Origin of the sequence: Ruminiclostridium sufflavum DSM 19573 (assembly GCF_003208175.1) — a bacterium.
Lineage (GTDB): Bacteria > Bacillota > Clostridia > Acetivibrionales > DSM-1351 > Ruminiclostridium > Ruminiclostridium sufflavum.
In genome coordinates, this window is the sequence record NZ_QKMR01000011.1 from 13694 (window position 1) to 32958 (window position 19265).

At 41.0% G+C, this 19265-nt stretch carries 17 protein-coding genes; all 17 read left to right on the forward strand.

From position 1 onward, the window contains the following. Window positions 1-6 precede the first annotated feature (6 nt). The 17 genes from LY28_RS10140 (at window position 7) to LY28_RS10220 (ending at window position 19104) form a co-directional block, all read left to right on the forward strand. Window positions 7-1362 carry a nitrogenase component 1 gene (locus tag LY28_RS10140; RefSeq protein WP_110462077.1) on the forward strand — a complete coding sequence of 452 codons (1356 nt, stop codon included), beginning with the start codon at window positions 7-9 and terminating at the stop codon, window positions 1360-1362. 108 nt (window positions 1363-1470) lie between these two features. Next, window positions 1471-2328, forward strand: a complete 858-nt coding sequence (gene nifH / locus LY28_RS10145) for a nitrogenase iron protein (RefSeq protein ID WP_110462078.1) — start codon at window positions 1471-1473, stop codon at window positions 2326-2328. A gap of 58 nt (window positions 2329-2386) precedes the next feature. Further along, window positions 2387-2707 carry a polysaccharide deacetylase family protein gene (locus LY28_RS10150; protein WP_242981212.1) on the forward strand — a complete coding sequence of 107 codons (321 nt, stop codon included), beginning with the start codon at window positions 2387-2389 and terminating at the stop codon, window positions 2705-2707. A 196-nt stretch (window positions 2708-2903) separates the two neighbouring features. Then, window positions 2904-4481: a dockerin type I repeat-containing protein gene (locus LY28_RS10155; RefSeq protein WP_242981213.1), complete on the forward strand. Its 1578-nt coding sequence runs from the start codon at window positions 2904-2906 to the stop codon at window positions 4479-4481. A 431-nt stretch (window positions 4482-4912) separates the two neighbouring features. Next, window positions 4913-5596: a single-stranded DNA-binding protein gene (locus tag LY28_RS10160; protein ID WP_110462079.1), complete on the forward strand. Its 684-nt coding sequence runs from the start codon at window positions 4913-4915 to the stop codon at window positions 5594-5596. Between the two features lie 343 nt (window positions 5597-5939). Further along, window positions 5940-8399 (forward strand): primosomal protein N', encoded by a 2460-nt coding sequence (priA, locus tag LY28_RS10165; RefSeq protein ID WP_110462080.1) that lies wholly within the window; start codon window positions 5940-5942, stop codon window positions 8397-8399. A gap of 99 nt (window positions 8400-8498) precedes the next feature. Next, window positions 8499-8975 (forward strand): peptide deformylase, encoded by a 477-nt coding sequence (gene def / locus LY28_RS10170; RefSeq protein WP_110462081.1) that lies wholly within the window; start codon window positions 8499-8501, stop codon window positions 8973-8975. Window positions 8976-9121: 146 nt separating this feature from the next. Further along, entirely contained in the window at window positions 9122-10066 is a 945-nt protein-coding gene (gene fmt / locus LY28_RS10175; RefSeq protein WP_242981214.1) for a methionyl-tRNA formyltransferase, read from the forward strand. A gap of 163 nt (window positions 10067-10229) precedes the next feature. Continuing rightward, a complete protein-coding gene (locus tag LY28_RS10180) occupies window positions 10230-10802 on the forward strand; it encodes a DUF116 domain-containing protein (RefSeq protein ID WP_242981215.1) in 573 nt (190 codons plus the stop codon). Window positions 10803-10814: 12 nt separating this feature from the next. Beyond that, entirely contained in the window at window positions 10815-11513 is a 699-nt protein-coding gene (locus tag LY28_RS10185; protein ID WP_110462083.1) for a zinc metallopeptidase, read from the forward strand. A gap of 65 nt (window positions 11514-11578) precedes the next feature. Continuing rightward, window positions 11579-12928: a 16S rRNA (cytosine(967)-C(5))-methyltransferase RsmB gene (rsmB, locus tag LY28_RS10190; protein ID WP_110462084.1), complete on the forward strand. Its 1350-nt coding sequence runs from the start codon at window positions 11579-11581 to the stop codon at window positions 12926-12928. Window positions 12929-12976: 48 nt separating this feature from the next. Further along, window positions 12977-14005, forward strand: coding sequence for a dual-specificity RNA methyltransferase RlmN (gene rlmN, locus LY28_RS10195; protein ID WP_110462085.1), 1029 nt, complete (start codon window positions 12977-12979; stop codon window positions 14003-14005). A gap of 34 nt (window positions 14006-14039) precedes the next feature. Further along, complete coding sequence (locus LY28_RS10200) at window positions 14040-14774, forward strand: Stp1/IreP family PP2C-type Ser/Thr phosphatase (protein ID WP_242981220.1); 735 nt, start codon at window positions 14040-14042, stop codon at window positions 14772-14774. Window positions 14775-14787: 13 nt separating this feature from the next. Next, entirely contained in the window at window positions 14788-16590 is a 1803-nt protein-coding gene (gene pknB / locus LY28_RS10205; RefSeq protein WP_110462087.1) for a Stk1 family PASTA domain-containing Ser/Thr kinase, read from the forward strand. 171 nt (window positions 16591-16761) lie between these two features. Beyond that, window positions 16762-17670, forward strand: coding sequence for a ribosome small subunit-dependent GTPase A (gene rsgA, locus LY28_RS10210; RefSeq protein ID WP_110462088.1), 909 nt, complete (start codon window positions 16762-16764; stop codon window positions 17668-17670). A gap of 4 nt (window positions 17671-17674) precedes the next feature. Continuing rightward, complete coding sequence (gene rpe / locus LY28_RS10215; protein WP_110462089.1) at window positions 17675-18337, forward strand: ribulose-phosphate 3-epimerase; 663 nt, start codon at window positions 17675-17677, stop codon at window positions 18335-18337. A gap of 131 nt (window positions 18338-18468) precedes the next feature. After that, window positions 18469-19104, forward strand: a complete 636-nt coding sequence (locus LY28_RS10220) for a thiamine diphosphokinase (protein ID WP_110462090.1) — start codon at window positions 18469-18471, stop codon at window positions 19102-19104. The last annotated feature ends 161 nt before the right edge of the window (window positions 19105-19265 follow it).

Below are 19265 nucleotides of genomic sequence, written 5' to 3' on the forward strand. Positions count from 1 at the left end.
ATTGCAATGGCTGAAAGGAACTTGAAGGTTACCGGAGGAAACAATACGATTGTGCATCCGCATTATGCCTGCGCTATAGGCGGAGCGTATTCGGCAGTAGCGATAAAGGGCGGGGTGCCGATTGCAAATTGCGGCCCCGGCTGCATGTATAAGCAGTATTTTTTCATGGGCTTTGAAAATGGGTTTCAGGGCTCGACGGGAGCAGGCGGAGGAAATGTTCCGAGTGCAAACGTAGGTGAAAGCGATATCGTATTCGGAGGAATGAAAAAGCTGGATGATTTAATAAAAGCAACACTGGCAATCTATGATGCTGATTTATTTGTTGTTGCTACAGGCTGTACCGGTGAGCTGGTTGGCGATGACGTAGGCTCTGTTGTAAAAAAATACCGTGAGGCGGGATATCCTGTAGTGTATGCGGATACCGGAGGCTTCAAGGGCTCAAACCTTATAGGGCATGAGATAGTTGTTAAGGCAATTATTGACCAGTTTGTGGGAGATTATGATGGAAAGAGGCAAAAGGGCCTTGTGAATTTGTGGTTTGAAACACCATATTTTAATACAAACTGGCGTGGTGATTATATTGAAATTGTAAGGATTTTAAGGGCGATAGGCTTTAAGGTAAATGTTCTTTTCGGGCCCCAGAGCGAGGGCGTAAGCGAATGGAGGGATATTCCCAAGGCACAGTTCAATCTTATCATATCACCCTGGGCAGGAATAGAAATTGTAAGGCATTTGGAGAAAAAATATAACCAGCCGTATTTGCATATTCCTGTTATTCCTATCGGTGAGGAGGCCACATCGGCATTTATCAGGGAGCTTGTCAAATATGCGGAAATAGATGAGGAAGAATCTGAAAAATTTATTAAGGAGGAGGCTGAATTATATTACTATTTCTTGGATTCCTTTTCACATTTTTTTGCGGAGTATTGGTATGGATTGCCCTCGCGGTTTGCAGTGGTCGGTGACAGTGCCTATACCCTTGCCTATACGAAATTCCTTGCGGATCAGGTCGGCCTTATTCCTGTAAAACAAATTATAACCGATAATCCTCCGGAGCAGTTCAGAGAGGAGATAAGAGAGGAGTTCAGAAAGTTATCGGAGGGCGTGTCTGTGGAAATCGAGTTCATGGAGGATGGATATCTTGCCGAAAAGGCTTTGGCAGAAACAGATTTTGGCTCAGGCGTACCTCTTATTTTAGGGTCTACATGGGAATCGGATGTGGCAAGAGAAAAGAATGCGCTGCTTCTGGAAATAGATCCTCCTTCCTCGGAAACGGTTGTATTGAATAGAAGCCATATAGGCTATAGAGGTGCGCTGCAGCTTCTTGAAAGAATTTATACCGCAACGGTAGGCAGCAAATAATACTTGCTAAAAGTCAATTACTATCCGCTAAAATACTAATTATGCCGATATCATCCCGAGGGTTTGAACCGTAATTGACTTTAGTCAATTTAAGAAAGGATTAATTAAATGTCAAATAAAGAATTAAGACAAGTAGCAATATATGGAAAAGGCGGAATAGGTAAATCCACTACGACTCAAAATCTTACAGCCGGCCTTGTGGAGCTTGGCAAAAGTGTTATGGTTGTCGGCTGCGACCCTAAGGCAGATTCAACAAGGCTGCTTCTGGGAGGACTTGCACAGAAAACTGTTCTTGATACCTTGCGTGAGGAGGGAGAGGATATCGAGCTTGATAATATACTGAAGGAAGGCTTCGGCGGTACGAAGTGCGTTGAATCCGGCGGACCGGAACCTGGAGTTGGATGTGCCGGAAGAGGTATTATCACATCAATCGGTCTTCTTGAAAGATTGGGAGCGTATACTGAGGATTTGGATTATGTTTTCTATGATGTTTTAGGAGATGTTGTATGCGGTGGCTTTGCGATGCCGATAAGGGAAGGCAAGGCAAAAGAAATCTATATTGTTGCCAGCGGGGAGATGATGGCGCTTTATGCGGCTAATAATATTTCAAAGGGTATCGCGCGTTATGCCAGCAAGGGAGGTGTAAGACTTGGAGGTATTATATGCAACAGCAGAAACGTTGATCGGGAGCACGAGCTTTTAAGGGCTTTTGCGGAAGAATTGGGCACACAGCTTATTTATTTTGTTCCTCGTGATAATGTTGTGCAGCGGGCGGAAATAAGAAAAAAGACTGTTATTGATTTTCAGTCTGAATCGCATCAGGCTGATGAATACAGAAGGCTGGCTGCGGCTATTGAAAACAATAAAAAGTTTGTTATTCCCAAGCCCATGACACAGGAGCGTTTGGAAGAGATTCTTGTTGAATATGGATTATTTGATAATTTTAAGGATGATTACAGGATATAAGCTGCTTGCCAGACTTAAACCGGGTTTAAAGCCCGCTTAAAAGCATATTTGTTTTACAATGGATAATACACCGGAGCTTCTTTGTCAGAAGCAGTTCGGGTGTATTATTTATTTTAGGGTTTTTACTTTTGTATCCAACAGTGACAGCCTCGACTGGAAAAAGGAAATGAGCAGGCAGGCAATTTTGGATAGAATCCTTAAAAAAACAAAACCCGGTTCTATTATCCTGTTTCATAATGATACGCAGTATACGGCAGAGCTTCTTCCAAAAATAATAACAGGATTAAAAGGGGAAGGGTTGATATTTGCACCTGTTTCCGAAATGATAATAACGGATAATTACTATATTGACAGTCAAGGCCGGCAGCAGAGGAAATAGATGACTAAAGTCAATTATTGTTAAAGTCTTCGGGATGATATCGTCATCATCGGTTTTTCAGCCGACAGTAATTGACTTGATGGAGGTTTATGTATTGAAACTGAAACATTTTACTGCTAATATATACATATACTGTAATTTTAATAAAATACTTTAATAAAGTGTAGGTTATATACTTTGGGGAATGGGGATTTCTATGTTAAAAAGTGCTGCAAGCGGATTCAGCATTGAAAAGCTTAATAAAATATGCTTGTGTCTTGTTATGACATTTACAATTGTATTATTCTCGTCAGGAAGCATTGCTGCTGGCACAGCCCCGCTGAAATATGGAGATGTCAACGGTGACGGGATTGTGGACTCCTTGGATTATGCCTTGTACAAGAAATATCTGTTAAATACTGTTTCGGAGTTTCCGGCAGGCAATAATATTGACTGTGCTGATGTAAATGGGGATAAGTCGGCGGATGCACTTGACTTTGCTTTGTTAAAAGCCTATTTGCTAGGGCTGATAACAGAATTTCCGGCGGAGTCCATGAATAATGAAAGTACACCTTGGGACTGGAATGGTATTATCGGGACAGGACAGAGCCTTTCTGTCGGTTGTGAAGCTAATCCGGCAATTACTGTAGCCCAGCCTTATAACAACCTTAAAATATCATTGGAAGGTGAAATGGTGCCGCCCTGGGATGACACAAACAGCAAATTCAGGATGATTCCTCTAATTGAGCCGGTTCGTGTTTATGGCTATTATCAAGGAGGGCCTTATCCGGGAAACATATTCGGTGAAACTCCTCATACGGCTATGGCAAATCAGATTACCTCACTGGTTCGTGCCGCATCAGGAAAGGACTTCGTTTCAGTACATACTGCCGTGGGGGAATCCGGACAGGGGATAGATGCACTTAGCAAGGGCGCCGCTGCTACAGGCTATTCAGGGCATGCATATGAGGCAACACTGTTTGAAGTAAAGGCTGTAAGGAGATTGGCACAGCAGGCAGGCAGGACATATGGAATCGGTGCAATAATATTGACACATGGCGAAAAAGACTCAGGAAATACAAACTATGAAAATGAAATACATAAATTATGGTCAGACTATAATCAGGATTTAAGTGCGATAACGGGGCAAACCAAAAAAATACCGCTTTTTTTAGTTCAGCAGCATTCCTCCGGCACCAGCGGAACCTCAGCTTCCTTGCTGCAGCAATGGCGTATCGGATTGGATTATCCGGGGGAAATTATTTGTGCAGGGCCTGATTATCAGAATTCCTATGTAAGTGACGGAGTTCATTTGACTGCAAAGGGATATCAGCAGCTGGGTGAGCTGTATGGCAAGGTATATTATGAAAGGGTTGTTCTGGAGCATGATTGGCAGCCGCTTCAGCCAATAAGTGCAGAGAAGAGCGGGAAGGTTATTACCGTGAATTTTAATGTGCCTTCCGGTCCGCTTGTTTGGGATACAGACTTGCCGGAGCCTAATCAGAGTACATTGACTGAGTGGAAAAACGGCAAGGGCTTTGAGGTTACTGCGGCAAACAAAAGAATAATAATCAGCTCTGTTGCTATTTCAGGCAGTTCGGTTAAAATTACCTGCGGCGGGGATATTGAGACTACAGACTTAAAAGTCGGATATGCCTTTACTGCCGGCGGGGCTAAAAGGAACGAGGGAACTTACAGATGGGGGCTTCTGAGAGATTCGGATAAATACATCGGCAGCTCGAGCGGGAATATAATCCCCAATTACTGTGTATCCTTTGAAATGGCAGTAAGGTAAATTTGCTATAAAAGCCTGTATGTGTCAGCTTGATGCATACAGGCTCAATATGTTCCGGGCCTGAGACTCTGATCTGCAATTCAGGAAGTCAGATGATTGGGATTTGCTTTGTTTTTTGGGATGTATTGTATTATTTTGGGTTTTATCACTATTATTTTATTAAAAAAATACAAAAATAATATATGATTTTTGTAGAATAAAGGATTTCCATTTTAACAATTATGTAATATAATATTAGAGTATTGTATTATTTTGGCAATATTTTTTGAGGCTTTCAGTATATGGTATTAACCTGTACCTTCATTCTTAGTTATAGAATTTATTTTAAATAATTAATTTAGAAATATTCTAAATTGTATTGTAACAGAATACATATTACATTAGATAAATAAAAGAGATACACAACGGCAAAAGAGAGGAGTGGGGGGAAAATGGTCGGGAATGTGATAGAAAACAATGTAGTGACCATTTCAGGAAAAGTAGTATCGGATGTTGAATATAGTCATGAAGTATATGGTGAGGGCTTTTATTCTTTTTATTTAGATGTGCCAAGATTAAGTGACAGCAGTGATAAAATATCTGTTACATTTTCGGAACGCCTGATACCGAAGAGCAAGCTTCAAATAGGAGTGCCGCTGGAGATAGAAGGTCAATTCAGATCTTATAATAGTTATAAGAGTGAGTCAAACAAGCTTGTTCTTACTGTTTTTGCCCGAGAAATCATCTTTGCTGATGAAGACAGGAGAATAAAAAATCCAAATCAGATTTTTTTGAATGGTTACATTTGTAAGAATCCAATATATAGAATGACACCCTTTGGAAGAGAAATCACAGATATTCTTGTAGCTGTAAACAGGCCATACAACAAATCCGATTATATACCATGCATAGCATGGGGAAGAAATGCAAGATATTCTCAGAATTTGACTATAGGTGATAATATAAAAATATGGGGAAGAATCCAGAGCAGAGAATATCAAAAGAAGCTGGAGTCAGGCGAGGTTATTTCCAAGACAGCGTATGAGGTGTCTGTTTCAAAAATGGAAATATGTGACGGAGTTCAACAGAAGGAAGCCGAGGAAGAAAATGAAAACTCTTCGGCAGCAGAGGAATAACAGTCGGATAATACTCAGCATTTTTTTACGCAATATTCTTGAAGGCGAAGCTTTTCATCATGAAGCGATTGGCTTTCGGCTCAAATAATAATTATAAAAGGCACTTCATTTTATGCTGTTTCTTAAAATGAGGTGCTTGGTTTTTTTGCAGCTGTTTATAAAGCCCTAACAGCGTTACCCTTGTAAATTTTTATGAGGGAAAGCAAGAGCGCGGGATTAACCGGCAAAGGAGGTTAAATTAGGGTTTGCTTAACAGATAAGAAATGCTAGAATTATTTTAACTGATTATCTGTTATAATAATATGGATTACAGCTTGAAAATAAAATTTATTTGAGGAAAAACATGAATATTACAACTGCATCAATTGTTCTCAGCAATACTACGAGATCATTTGATAAAAAATATACATATGCTGTTCCGGAAGGTCTCAAGGGCCAGATTTGTGCCGGCTGCAGAGTGCTGGTTCCCTTTGGCAGCGGAAGTATGGTAAAAGAAGGCTTCGTGCTTGAAATGAATCCTGAAAAGGATTCTGCAAAGCCTATCGGATATAAGACAGTCAAAAGCGTACTGGAGCCGTATCCTTTGTTAAAGGAAGATAATATAAGGCTTTTGGAGTGGATGAAGAAACAGTATATTTGTACATACTCCGATGTGATTAAATGTATGCTGCCGCCCGGAATAAGTGTTAAAGCGATAAAAAATGTAAGGCTTATATCAAAGGCTGAAAACAAGGCTTACAAAAAAAGCAATTTAAACAAGATAATACATAACTTAACTTGCGCAGGCGGAGAATGTGAATATGAGCAGCTGCGGGACATGTGCGGAATAAGGGGCTTCAAGGGATATATACAAGAGCTGTGTGAGTGCAAAGCAATTTATATAGAGGAAAGCTATGAGCAAAAGGTAAGCGCAAAGTCCATAAAGGCTGTTTCCCTGGCAAAGGAAAGGGAAGAAATAATAAATGAGCTTGAAAACAATAAAATAAAAAGGATTCAACAGGTAAGGGTTCTGGAAATCCTGCTGGACAATGAAATAGTTTCTGCCGCGGATATTAAAAGATTCGCAGGTGTCACGTCATCTGTTCTGGATACACTCAGCAAGTACGGCTACATAAGATACACCGATATAGAGGTTATGAGGAACCCATTACGCGATAAGTACTATGAAAAGACAGAGCCGCTTCTTCCGACCGGGGAGCAGTCAAAGGCGTTAACGCTTTTAAAACAGAAGCTGGACAGCGAGGTGTTTAATGAAAGCCTGATTCATGGTATAACAGGAAGCGGAAAAACAGAAGTATACCTCCAATTGATTTCGCATTGCTTTGCTTTGGGTAAAAAGGCCATAATGCTGGTTCCTGAGATAGCGTTAACTCCTCAGATGGTTGAAAGGTTTGCGGCCCGATTCGGAAATAGAGTGGCAGTCATGCACAGCAGGCTTTCCCTTGGTGAAAGGTTTGACCAGTGGAAGCTGATAAGTGAAGGTAGGGTTGACGTTGTTGTCGGCGCCCGTTCGGCTGTTTTTGCTCCTATAAGCAGGCTGGGCCTGATTATAATTGACGAGGAGCATGAAAGCTCCTACAAGTCAGAATCTCTGCCAAGATACAGTGCAAAGGAAGTAGCCCGGAAAAGATGCGAAATAAACAAAGCCCTTCTTTTGTATGGCTCAGCTACGCCTTCGGTGGATACATATTATAGGGCTGTCGGAGGGGAAATCGAGCTTATAGAAATGAAAAATCGTCCGAATGCATCGGAACTGCCGGCTGTTGAGCTCGCAGACATGAGACTCGAGCTTGAAAACGGCAACAGGACACCCTTTAGCTTCAGATTGATGGAGGAACTGAAAAAAAATATTGATAATAGCCAGCAAAGCATACTGTTTCTGAACAGGCGCGGCTTTTCAACCTTTGTATTCTGCCGGGATTGCGGATATACCATGAAATGTCCGGGCTGCAATATTGCATTGACCTATCATTCAAAGAGCAATAGATTAATATGCCACTACTGCGGCTTTACTGTTAAAAATCCCGTTAAATGCCCTTCATGTGAAAGCGTCAACATAAGATATTTTGGAATAGGCACTCAGAAGATAGAGGAAGAGGTCAGGCAAAGACTGCCTGAAAGCTCGGTAATAAGAATGGATGCAGACACAATAGGCTTCAAGAATTCACACGAAGCGATACTGAGCCGCTTCAGGAATGAAAACATCAATATAATGGTTGGCACCCAGATGATAGCCAAGGGCCATGATTTCCCGAATGTTACCTTGGTTGGAGTGCTGGCTGCGGACAGTATGCTTAATACAGGCGATTTCAGATCATCGGAGAGAACCTTCCAGCTTCTCACACAGGTAGCCGGAAGGGCCGGAAGAGGCAGCATAAACGGAAGAGTTATCATTCAAACTTATAATACCGAGGATTATAGTATACTGGCTGCCTGCAATCAGGATTTTATCAGCTTTTACAAGCAGGAAATACTGATTAGAAAGAGACTGAATTATCCTCCGTTTTCGAGCATAGCTATTGTCGTATTCAGCGGACGCAAGGATAGAGCTGTTTTTGACGTGTCAAGGGACATCAGGGCGGAGCTGGCTGAAAGGGTTTCTTCTGATATTGAAGTCTTAGGCCCGTCGAGATGTCCGATACCTAAAATATCAAATAAATACCGCTGGAGATTGGTTTTGAAGGCAAAGGCCGAGGAGCTTCTGCTTGACGAATTAACTGAAATGTCGGATAGGTTTTGGAAAAAGGCAAAGGCTGAGGATATTTTGATGAGCATAGATATAAATCCGTATAATATGCTATAATAATATGCGGGTTATTAATAGAAAATAGTATAAATACAGTTTGAGTGATATCAGTATGGGAATAATATAAAACAGCAGCTGACAATTGGAGGTTATGAAATGGCATACAGGCAGATAAGAATAGATGGTGACGAGGTTTTGAGGAAGAAAAGCAGGCAGGTTGAAAAAATTGACGAAAAAATACTTACTCTTATAGAGGATATGGCAGATACAATGTATAAAGCAGATGGGGTTGGCTTGGCAGCCCCCCAGATAGGAATTCTGAAAAGAGTGGTTACAATAGATGTTGGAGAAGGACTGATAGGAATGATTAATCCGGTAATACTTGAACAAAGAGGTGAGCAGGATGGGCCGGAAGGCTGCTTGAGCTTGCCGGGGACAACCGGAGATGTAAAAAGGCCGATGTATGTCAAGGCTAAGTATACAAATCCCGCCGGCGAGACTGTAATAGTCGAGGCGGAGGAATTGTTTGCACGGTGTATTTGTCACGAGCTGGATCATTTGGACGGAGTTTTATACAAGGACAGAGCTCATAAAATGTACACGCAGGATGAGCTTGATAATATGAAACAGTAGACAGAGGAATATTTATTGACTGATAGAGCTGCTGAAGTCAACTGGATTCAGACCTTTGATGCGGAGGCAGGCCTGAAACCCGGCTATAGACCGGTATCAGCGGTTATTTAGCCGGCAGTAATTGACTTATAAGGGAGGGGTGTTTTTTGAGGATTGTTTTTATGGGAACGCCTGAGTTTGCGGTGCCAAGTCTTGAAATGCTTGTTAAAGAAGGCTATGAGGTGGTTGCTGCAGTTACTCAGCCGGACAAACCAAAAGGAAGAGGAAATAAAATGTGTGAGCCTCCTGTAAAGGAGTTTGCTATAAAAAGCGGTATTGAGGTTTTACAGCCAAATAAAATAAAGACAGAGGAATTTGTTGATAGTATCAGGGCTTTAAAGCCTGATTTGATTGTTACGGCGGCTTACGGAAAGATTTTATCACAGGCTTTGCTGGATGTTCCGCTTTTTGGCTGCATAAATGTGCATGGCTCGTTATTACCGGCGTATAGAGGCGCCGCACCCATTAATTGGGCGGTAATAAACGGAGAGAAAGCAACCGGAATCACAACTATGTTTACAGATGCAGGACTGGATACGGGTGATATGCTTCTCAGCAAGGAACTGGCTGTAGAGCCTGATGCTACGGCAGGTGAGCTCCATGACAAGCTGGCTTTACTTGGGGCCGAGGTATTAAAAGCTACATTAACAGAGCTTAAAAAAGGAACTCTTGAGAGAAAGCCGCAGGACAATGCTTTATCCTCATATGCACCTATGATGTCAAAGGAGCTGGGACTTATTGATTGGAACAAGACCTCGCAGGAAATACACGATTTAGTCAGAGGAACAGATCCCTGGCCCGGTGCTTATACCTTTTTAAACGGTGAAAGGTTGAGAATCTGGCGTACAAGTATGGCGGGCAGCAGGCAAATTAATCCGGACTGTGAAAGTGGCCGGATACTTGAGATTAATAATGAGGGGCTTTTGATAAAGTGCGGGGACGGTTGTATTCTTGTACGGGAAATCCAGCTGGATTGCTGTAAAAGAATGAGTGTGGAGTGCTATATCAGAGGACGTCAGATAAATGTGGGTGAAAAGCTTGGAGAAAAGTAATATGAAAGCCTTTTTCAGGGCAGCCTTATTAATATTATCCTCATTTACTCTTTTATTGATATTGCTTTGCTTTGCGTACCGGTATTCGTCGATTAATACCTATAATAGCATATTAATTTTTATAATAATAATAATATGTTTTTGCATACTTTTGGCTGTATTGATGTTTATTGCCATTGCTTACACCGATATAAGGAAAAAGACCGGCGGAATATTTCTTGTACTTACGAAGCTGGGATTAAAGGTATTGCTGCCCTTGGTGCTTATACTTGAAAAGACGGACAATAAGACCAGAAAAATAATACAGCTGTTTTTTATTGAGCTGAACAATATTATTGTTGATTCTGACAATAAAAAGTATAAGACACAGGATATGCTGCTGCTTTTGCCTCATTGCCTTCAAAACAGCGAATGCGGTATAAAGGTTACAGGCAGCCCTGAATTGTGTAAGCGTTGCGGCAGATGCAAAATCGGAGATATAATGGAGTATGCGAAGGAAAAAAATATAAGTGTTTATATTGCCACAGGAGGTACGGTTGCCCGCAACATAATTAAGAAAATTAAGCCAAGGCTTATAATATCAGTCGCTTGCGAAAGGGATCTTATGAGCGGTATTTCTGATGTAAGAGGGATACCGGTGGTGGGTATAGTGAACAGAACTCCCAACGGACCGTGCCATAATACTGATGTGGATATTAATGCAATTAAAAAAAGAGTTGAGGAGCTTAGCTTTTGATGGAGGAATAGCATGGGATATTTTTACATGGATAAATACTATATAATTCTTGTTGTACCGGCTTTAATTATTTCAATGCTGGCGCAGATGCTTGTAAAGGGCACCTTTAACAAATATGACAGAGTCGGAAGCTCAAAGAACATGACGGGAGCAGAGGTGGCAAGATATATTCTTAAGGCAAACGGGATACATGATGTTCAGGTCGCAAGGGTTAGCGGAAGGCTGACGGATCATTACGATCCTCGGAAAAAGATTTTGCGTTTATCGGAAGCTACTTACGGAAGTACTTCTGTGGCGGCAATAGGTGTTGCGGCACATGAAACCGGACATGCGATACAGCATGATGTTAAATACGGGCCTCTGGCACTGCGCAGCTCACTGGTGCCTGCTGCAAATATCGGTTCATCCGCAGGACCGTATATTGCAATTCTGGGTTTATTTCTGAGAATGCCGGTAATAATTAATATAGGCTTGCTGATGTTTGCGGCGGCAATCCTTTTTTACCTGATTACGCTTCCTGTGGAATTCAACGCCAGCAGAAGAGCGATAGCTTCCTTGGACAGTACGGGGCTGCTTATGAAAAATGAGCTGACAGCTGCCAAAAGGGTGCTAAATGCGGCGGCAATGACTTATGTTGCATCTGCTTTAGTGGCAGTTGCAAGCTTTGCAAGATTATTGCTTCTATCTGGTCAAAGAAGGGACAGGGATTAGCAGAAAATCAATAACCAAAGCCAATTATGGAGATATGGGTTTTAAGAAATGTATTGGAGAAAAATATGGCAATAGATTTAGCTAGAGAAACTGCTTTAAAGATTTTATATGATATTAATGAAAATTCAGCGTATTCAAATATTTCTGTCAATAAATATTTGGAAAATAGCAGCCTTAAGGAGCTTGACAGGGCTTTTGCGACTGACCTCGTATATGGTACTGTGAAGTGGCTGCTGCAAATTGATTATATTATAGAGAAATTTTCAAGCGTAAAGATGAAAAAGCTTTCGCCTTGGATTATAAATATATTAAGAATAGGAATTTATCAATTGCTGCATACTGATAAAGTCCCTGTATCCGCAGCCTGCAATACAAGCGTTGATTTGGCAAAAAGATATGGGCATCAGAGCTCAAGCCGGTTTGTAAATGCTGTACTGAGGAGTATAGCAAAGAGGATTGACAGCCTCCCGTTTCCGGATAAGACTGATATGGCTGAATATTTCAGTATAATTTATTCCCATCCAAAATGGATGGCCGAAAAGTGGATTTCCCTTTATGGGCCGGAGTTTACCGAGACATTGTTAAAAAGCAATAATGAAAAACCGGATTTCACAATAAGAGTAAACACACTTAAAACAAGCAGAAACCAGCTTGTTGAGGAATTACATAAGGAAGGCGTTAAAACCAAAGAAGGCAGATATGGACAGGAGGCAATTATATTGGAAAACCCCTCCTCCATAGCAAAGCTTAATGCCTTTAAAGACGGATTATTTCAAGTGCAGGACGAGAGCTCCATGCTGGTAAGCAGGATATTGGCTCCTGAGGAAAGGGAGCTGGTTATTGATGTATGCAGTGCTCCCGGAGGGAAAAGTACACATTTGGCGCAGCTTATGAATAATACTGGTACAGTAATAGCCAGGGATATTCATCCTCACAAGCTGAAGCTTGTTGAGAAGGCTGCCGCAAGGCTGGGAACAGATATTATAAAAACCGAATTATTCGATGCATGTCTGCTGGATGAAAAAATGATTGGCAAAGCGGATAGGGTATTGGTGGATGCTCCCTGTTCCGGTTTAGGCATAATAAGAAAAAAGCCTGATATCAAATACTCAAAAGGTAGCGGAAGGGCTGATGAATTAGTCCGGCTTCAGCGGAAAATACTCAGCAATGCCTCGAAATATGTTAAGGAGGGAGGCTGTTTGGTATACAGTACATGTACAATACAGCCGGAGGAAAACCTTGAAAACATTACGGCATTTCTTGAGGAGAATAAAGCTTTCAGATTAATCGGCTTTGAAGAGCTGATGCCTCAAAGCCTGAAAATAAATACCTCCCGTGAAGGCTACATACAGCTGTATCCGAATATAAATCAGACAGATGGCTTTTTTATAAGTAAAATGATAAGGGAAAGATAAAATACCGGAAAACAATAACTATTTAATTAAATTAAGAGAGATAGAAAAATGAACAATTTGATGGATATGACTTTGGAAGAGCTGGAGCAGATGCTTGCAGACATGGGACAGCAGCGCTTTCGGGCAAAGCAGATATTTAAATGGGTGAACAGCGGGATTAGTTCCCTTGAGGATATGACAAATATTTCAAAACAGCTCAGGCAGGAGCTGAGTGAGGCATATAAAATTACAAGACTCAGAATTGCAGGCAAATTGGAATCAAAGCTGGATTCTACGGTAAAGTACTTGTTTGAGCTTGAAGATGGGAATATAATTGAAAGTGTTTTAATGGAGTACAAGTACGGTTTTACTGCCTGCATTTCTTCGCAGGCGGGCTGTAAAATGGGCTGTGCCTTTTGTGCCTCTACAGGTGCGGAGTTTGCCAGAAATTTGACTCCGGGAGAAATGCTGGATCAGATTATGACGATGCAGCAGGACTCAGGCAGCAGAATCGGGCATGTTGTGCTGATGGGAATAGGTGAGCCGCTGGACAATTATGACAATGTAATTAAGTTTTTGAGAATTATCAACCATCCTGACGGCTTAATGATAGGCTTCAGAAACATTTCTCTTTCTACCTGCGGTATTGTACCAAGGATTTTAAAGCTATCCGAGGAGAATATTCCCGTTACGCTTTCTATATCCCTGCATAGTGCCAGAGATGACAAGCGTTCGGAAATGATGCCCATAAACAGGTCCTTCTGTATTGACAAATTAATTTCAGCATGTAATATATATACAGAGAGGACGAAAAGAAGGATTTCCTTCGAATATGCAATGATTTCAGGAGAAAATGATTCTGAGCAGGACGCAAGAGAACTGGCCGGTTTATTAAAAGGGATGCTGTGTCATGTAAATCTTATACCGGTAAATACAGTACAAGGAAATGGCTATAGAAAAAGCTCAAGAATTCAGATAGAAAAATTTAAGAACATTATGGAATCAAGAGGTATTGAAACTACTGTCAGAAGAGAATTAGGCAGCGACATCAACGCTGCATGCGGACAGCTTAGGAAAAACAGGCTTCAGCAATTGTAAGCAAGTTCTTTGGATTTCAATGTTTGTATCAGGAGTGATTAGATTGAACTATGGCATAAAGACAGATAGGGGATTAAAACGGCAATTAAATGAAGATAATTGCAGTGTGTTGGTTGGATACACAGGTATTCCACCCTGTTTTGTCATTGCTGACGGAATGGGCGGACATAAGTGCGGAGATGTTGCAAGCAAGCAGGCGGTCGATTCTGTTTGCAGTTATTTGCTTAAGGCGGATTGGGAAAGTGATAATATACCTGAATTATTAAAGAATATTATTGCTGATGTCAATAAGGAGTTATACCAATTTTCGCTGCTTGATGAATCTACACAGGGTATGGGGACAACTCTGATTATTACCGTCCATAAAAATAAAAAACTTTATATCGGGCATGTGGGAGACAGCAGAGTATATATAATCAGGGGAAACACCATTCAAAAGGTGACAAGTGACCATTCATTTATTGAAGAGCTTGTAAAAAACGGAACAATAACCAAGGACGAGGCTATAAACCATCCTAAAAGAAATGTAATCACTCGTGCCGTAGGGTATGAGCATGATTTGCTTGTAGATACATACGAAGTAGAGGTTTTGGAAAATGACGGGATACTTGTTTGTACTGACGGCTTAACAAACATGCTGTCAGAAAAAGAAATTCTGGAAATAATTACAAAAGCCGAAAATCCGCAATCGGCATGTGATAGTTTGATACAAAATGCAAATAATAAGGGTGGAGAAGATAATATTACCGTTATAGTCGGAAGAATATAGATTGAGGTGAATTATGGAAGGTCAGATACTGGGAAACAGATATTTATTATTGGAAAAAATCGGCGGCGGCGGGATGGCTGTCGTATATAAATCTAAGGATACGCTATTGAACAGGTTTGTTGCTATAAAGGTACTTCGGAGTGAATTTTCAACAGACGAAGAATTTGTTAAGCGTTTTAATGTTGAGGCTCAGTCAGTAGCAAGCTTATCTCATCCTAATGTTGTATCAATATATGATGTTGGTTTTCAGGGTGATGTCCATTATATTGTCATGGAGTATGTGGATGGATTGACTTTAAAAGAATATATAAATAAAAGCGGGGCACTTGACTGGCAGGAGGCTATTAAAATCAGCATACAGATTTGCTCTGCCATTGAGCATGCTCATAAAAACAATATTGTACATAGGGATATTAAGCCTCATAATATTTTGATGACAAAAGAGGGAATCGCGAAGGTAACGGATTTCGGTATTGCAAGAGCGGTTACATCTTCAACCATCACTATGGTCGGAAGCACAATAGGCTCTGTGCATTATTTTTCACCGGAACAGGCCAGAGGAGGATTTATTGATGATAAATCAGATTTGTATTCTCTTGGAATAGTGATGTATGAAATGGTAACGGGCAGAGTGCCTTTTGACGGCGATTCACCGGTAGCTGTTGCGTTGAAGCACATACAGGAAACACCGGCTGAACCGAGGAAATTTCTTCCCAGCCTGCCTTATGGAGTTAATGAGATAATTATAAAGGCCATTCAGAAGGAGCAGGGGCTCAGGTACCAATCTGCGACAGCTATGATTGTTGATTTGAACAAGGTATTGGTTCGCCCCCAAGGCGGCTTTGTCGGACAGGAGACAGCATCAAATCAGTCCACTATCAGGATGCCTACCTTAAATAATTCAAATATTAGTAATCAAGCCAGAAATAGCAGTTCGGCCGGCAAGCACTCGGAGGCACAGAAAATAAAAAAGAAGAACACCACGGCATACTGGCTTGCTGGAATAACGAGTGTACTGGTAATAGCCATAGCGCTGTTTTTTACCATAAGCTTATTAATGAAAGGCAATACTGAAACTTATCAGATAGGGAATTATAAGGGGCAGGAGTATTCGGCAGTAAAGGCGGAGCTGGAGTCAAAGGGGCTGAAGGTTATTGAGATATGGCAGGATAATGAGGACTATGACAAAGGGATTATATTGGAGCAAAGTCTGCCGGAAGGTACGACATATAGGGACGGAAAATATACGAATTTAGAGCTTACAATAAGCAAGGGCCCTCAAATGTCAAAGGTTCCGGATGTTGTTGGAAAAGAAAAAAGAGAAGCGCAAAATGATATAAAAACAGCCAATTTAACTTCTTCAATCGCTGAAGAATATAATGAGGACGTTTCAGCCGACTATGTCATTAGAACCGAACCGGCTACAGGAAATGAAGTAAAGGTTGGTTCCGAGGTTGTGATATATGTCAGTAAGGGAGCACAGCTCAAAACGGTAAAAGTGCCCAATCTGGTGGGAAAGACAGAAGCTGAGGCTGAAAAGCTTTTATCGGATTCAAAGCTTGTTATCGGTAAAATATTACCGGCGGGTGTTACAAAGGGTATTGTAAACAAGCAGTTGCCGGCAGCCTTTGAGGACTTGACCGAGGGTGACTCAGTAACAATTTTCCTTACTCCGCAGGAAGAAGGGCCGTCAACAAGTACGGCTCCGTCAACAGATACAGCAAATAATCCGCAGGAAACAGGACAAAAGCCAACCGGAGATTCCGCTTCTGATACAAAGTCATCTCCAGGTAAGGAGGAGGAGGTTATTCCTTAGAAAGTATCAGGAGGGGTAACAGTCAAAATATATGATTGGCTTGGCTAATTACGGTTCAAGCCTTTGTACGAGAAAATACGGGGACGGTATGTATCGTTTTTTAGGCAGATTAGGCGTTTAAGACGGCTGCATTTCGCAGCTTGTTTTTGAGGGATTTGAGGAGGTAATTATTTGCCCATTGGTATCATTCTAAAGGGAATTGGCGGCTTCTATTATGCGGAGGACATAAGCAACAGCTTGGTATACGAATGTAAAGCCAGAGGAATATTCAGAAAGGATTCCATTATTCCTCTTCCCGGTGATAAGGTTGAATTCAGCATATTAGATGAGCAGGGGAAAACAGGATCTATAGACCGGATTCTTCCCCGGTTTTCTGAGCTGGTAAGGCCATCAATTGCAAACATAGATCAAATTATTATTGTTGTTGCAGCAAAAGCTCCGAATACAGATTTTATGTTATTGGACAAGCTTTTGATTACTGCAGGAAAGAAGAAGCTTAATGCTGTTATTTGCATCAACAAGACCGATTTAGATGACGGTACCGCAAAAAATATCAGGGATATATATTCTCCTATAGGCTACGATTGCATAGAAGTAAGCTCTGTTACTAAGGTGGGCTACGATATTTTGCAGAAAAAGCTGAAGGGTCATATTTCTGCTCTCGCAGGTCAATCGGGAGTAGGCAAGTCAACTATACTCAACCATATAATGAATTCATTTGTAATGGAGACAGGAAGTGTCAGCTGTAAAATCGAAAGAGGGAGGCACACCACAAGACATGCAGAAGTAATGGAGCTGGAAAATGGAGGCTATGTGGCGGATACTCCGGGATTCAGCTCGTTTGAAATAGAGGATATCCGCTATGACGAGCTTGAAAATTACTATCCTGAATTCGGAAAGTATTTAAATACCTGCAAATTTACTTTTTGCAGTCATATTACTGAGCCAAGATGCCCGGTGAGAGAAGCGGTAGAACGCCTTGAAATAGATAAAGACAGATTTCAGAGATATACGCAGTTATATATTACATTAAAAGACATACCACAATACAAAACAAAAAAATCTGAATCGAGGAGATGAAAAAATGCTTAAAATTGCACCTTCTATACTATCCGCAGATTTCTCCTGCCTTGGTAATGAAATCAAAAAAGTTGATAGCTGTGCTGATTTAATTCATGTTGATGTTATGGACGGTCATTTCGTTCCTAATATTACAATTGGACCTGAGGTAGTAAAATGTATAAGGAAAGCCACAAAAACGCCCTTTGATGTACATCTTATGATACAGAATCCAGACCAGTATATTGAAAAGTTTGCGGAGGCAGGAGCAGATATTATCACTGTTCATGCCGAAACCGGCACTCATTTGAACAGGACTATCGAGCTTATTAAGGGCTGCGGCAAAAAAGCGGGAATTGCGCTTAATCCTGCTACGTCATTATCTGTACTTGACTATGTTTTACAGGATGTTGACATGGTTTTGATAATGTGCGTAAATCCCGGATTTGGAGGTCAGAAATATATTGACTTATCAACGCAGAAAATACAGAGCTTGAAAAATATGATAATACGTAATAAGCTTGATATTGATATTGAGGTTGACGGAGGAATTAATGCTGAAAATATTGATGTCGTTGTAAGAGCCGGTGCAGGTATAATTGTTACAGGCTCTGCGGTATATAATACTCCTGACCCTGAAGAAGCGGTTAAGCAATTGAGAATGAATGCTTACAAAAAGTCAATTTAGTTTATTATAATTATGAAAGAAAGCTGAAACAATAAAGGTCAATTACTATCGACCGACGGAATCGGTTTTTTAGCCGATAGTAATTGACTTTTGGCAAAACAAATAGATGCTTGAAAGGCGCTTGTGGTAAGATGAAGGCTTTTTTAGTTTGTAACGGCTCTATAAGAGATTACAATGAGATTAAAAAACATATCGGCTCCGGCGGCTATATTATTTCAGTTGACGGCGGAGCAGGCCATTTGAGGAAAATGGGCATTGAACCTGATATACTTATAGGAGATTTTGACTCTGCTGCTTCTGAGGACTTGAGATACTTTGCAGACCGTGGAGTAAGCATATTTAAATTTCCTCCGGAAAAGGACATGACCGATTCTGAGCTTGCAATTGAAAAGGCAGCCGAAATCGGAGCCGAGGAATTGGTTTTTATTGGTGCGCTGGGCTCAAGAGCAGACCATTCCTTCGCCAATATGCTTCTGCTGAAAAAATGTCTGGATATTGGTATCAGAGCTTGCATTCTTGATGAGAATAATCAGATATATATGTTTAACTCGACCTTTACTCTCGGGAAGCAGGCGGGATACAAGCTGTCATTGATTCCTGTTTCCGAAAGGGTCACAGGCGTTACTACATATGGACTAAGGTACAGGCTTCATAATGCTACAATGCTTCTGGGCACATCTTGGGGTGTCAGTAACGAGTTTCTGGAGGATAATGTTACTGTTGCCCTTGATAAAGGACTATTGCTGGCTTGTGTTTCCAGGGATTAGAAAGCAGGCTGCAAGGTAATTCAAGCTGTGTTATTTCTGAAAAGCTATAAAATTTACTGAATAATCCAGCTTTCTGCAGATAAGCTCTACCTATGAAAAATTAATCTGAGAAGAAAGCTGAACAAATAATTTAGTACGTGACAAAAAATGGAATATAAGGT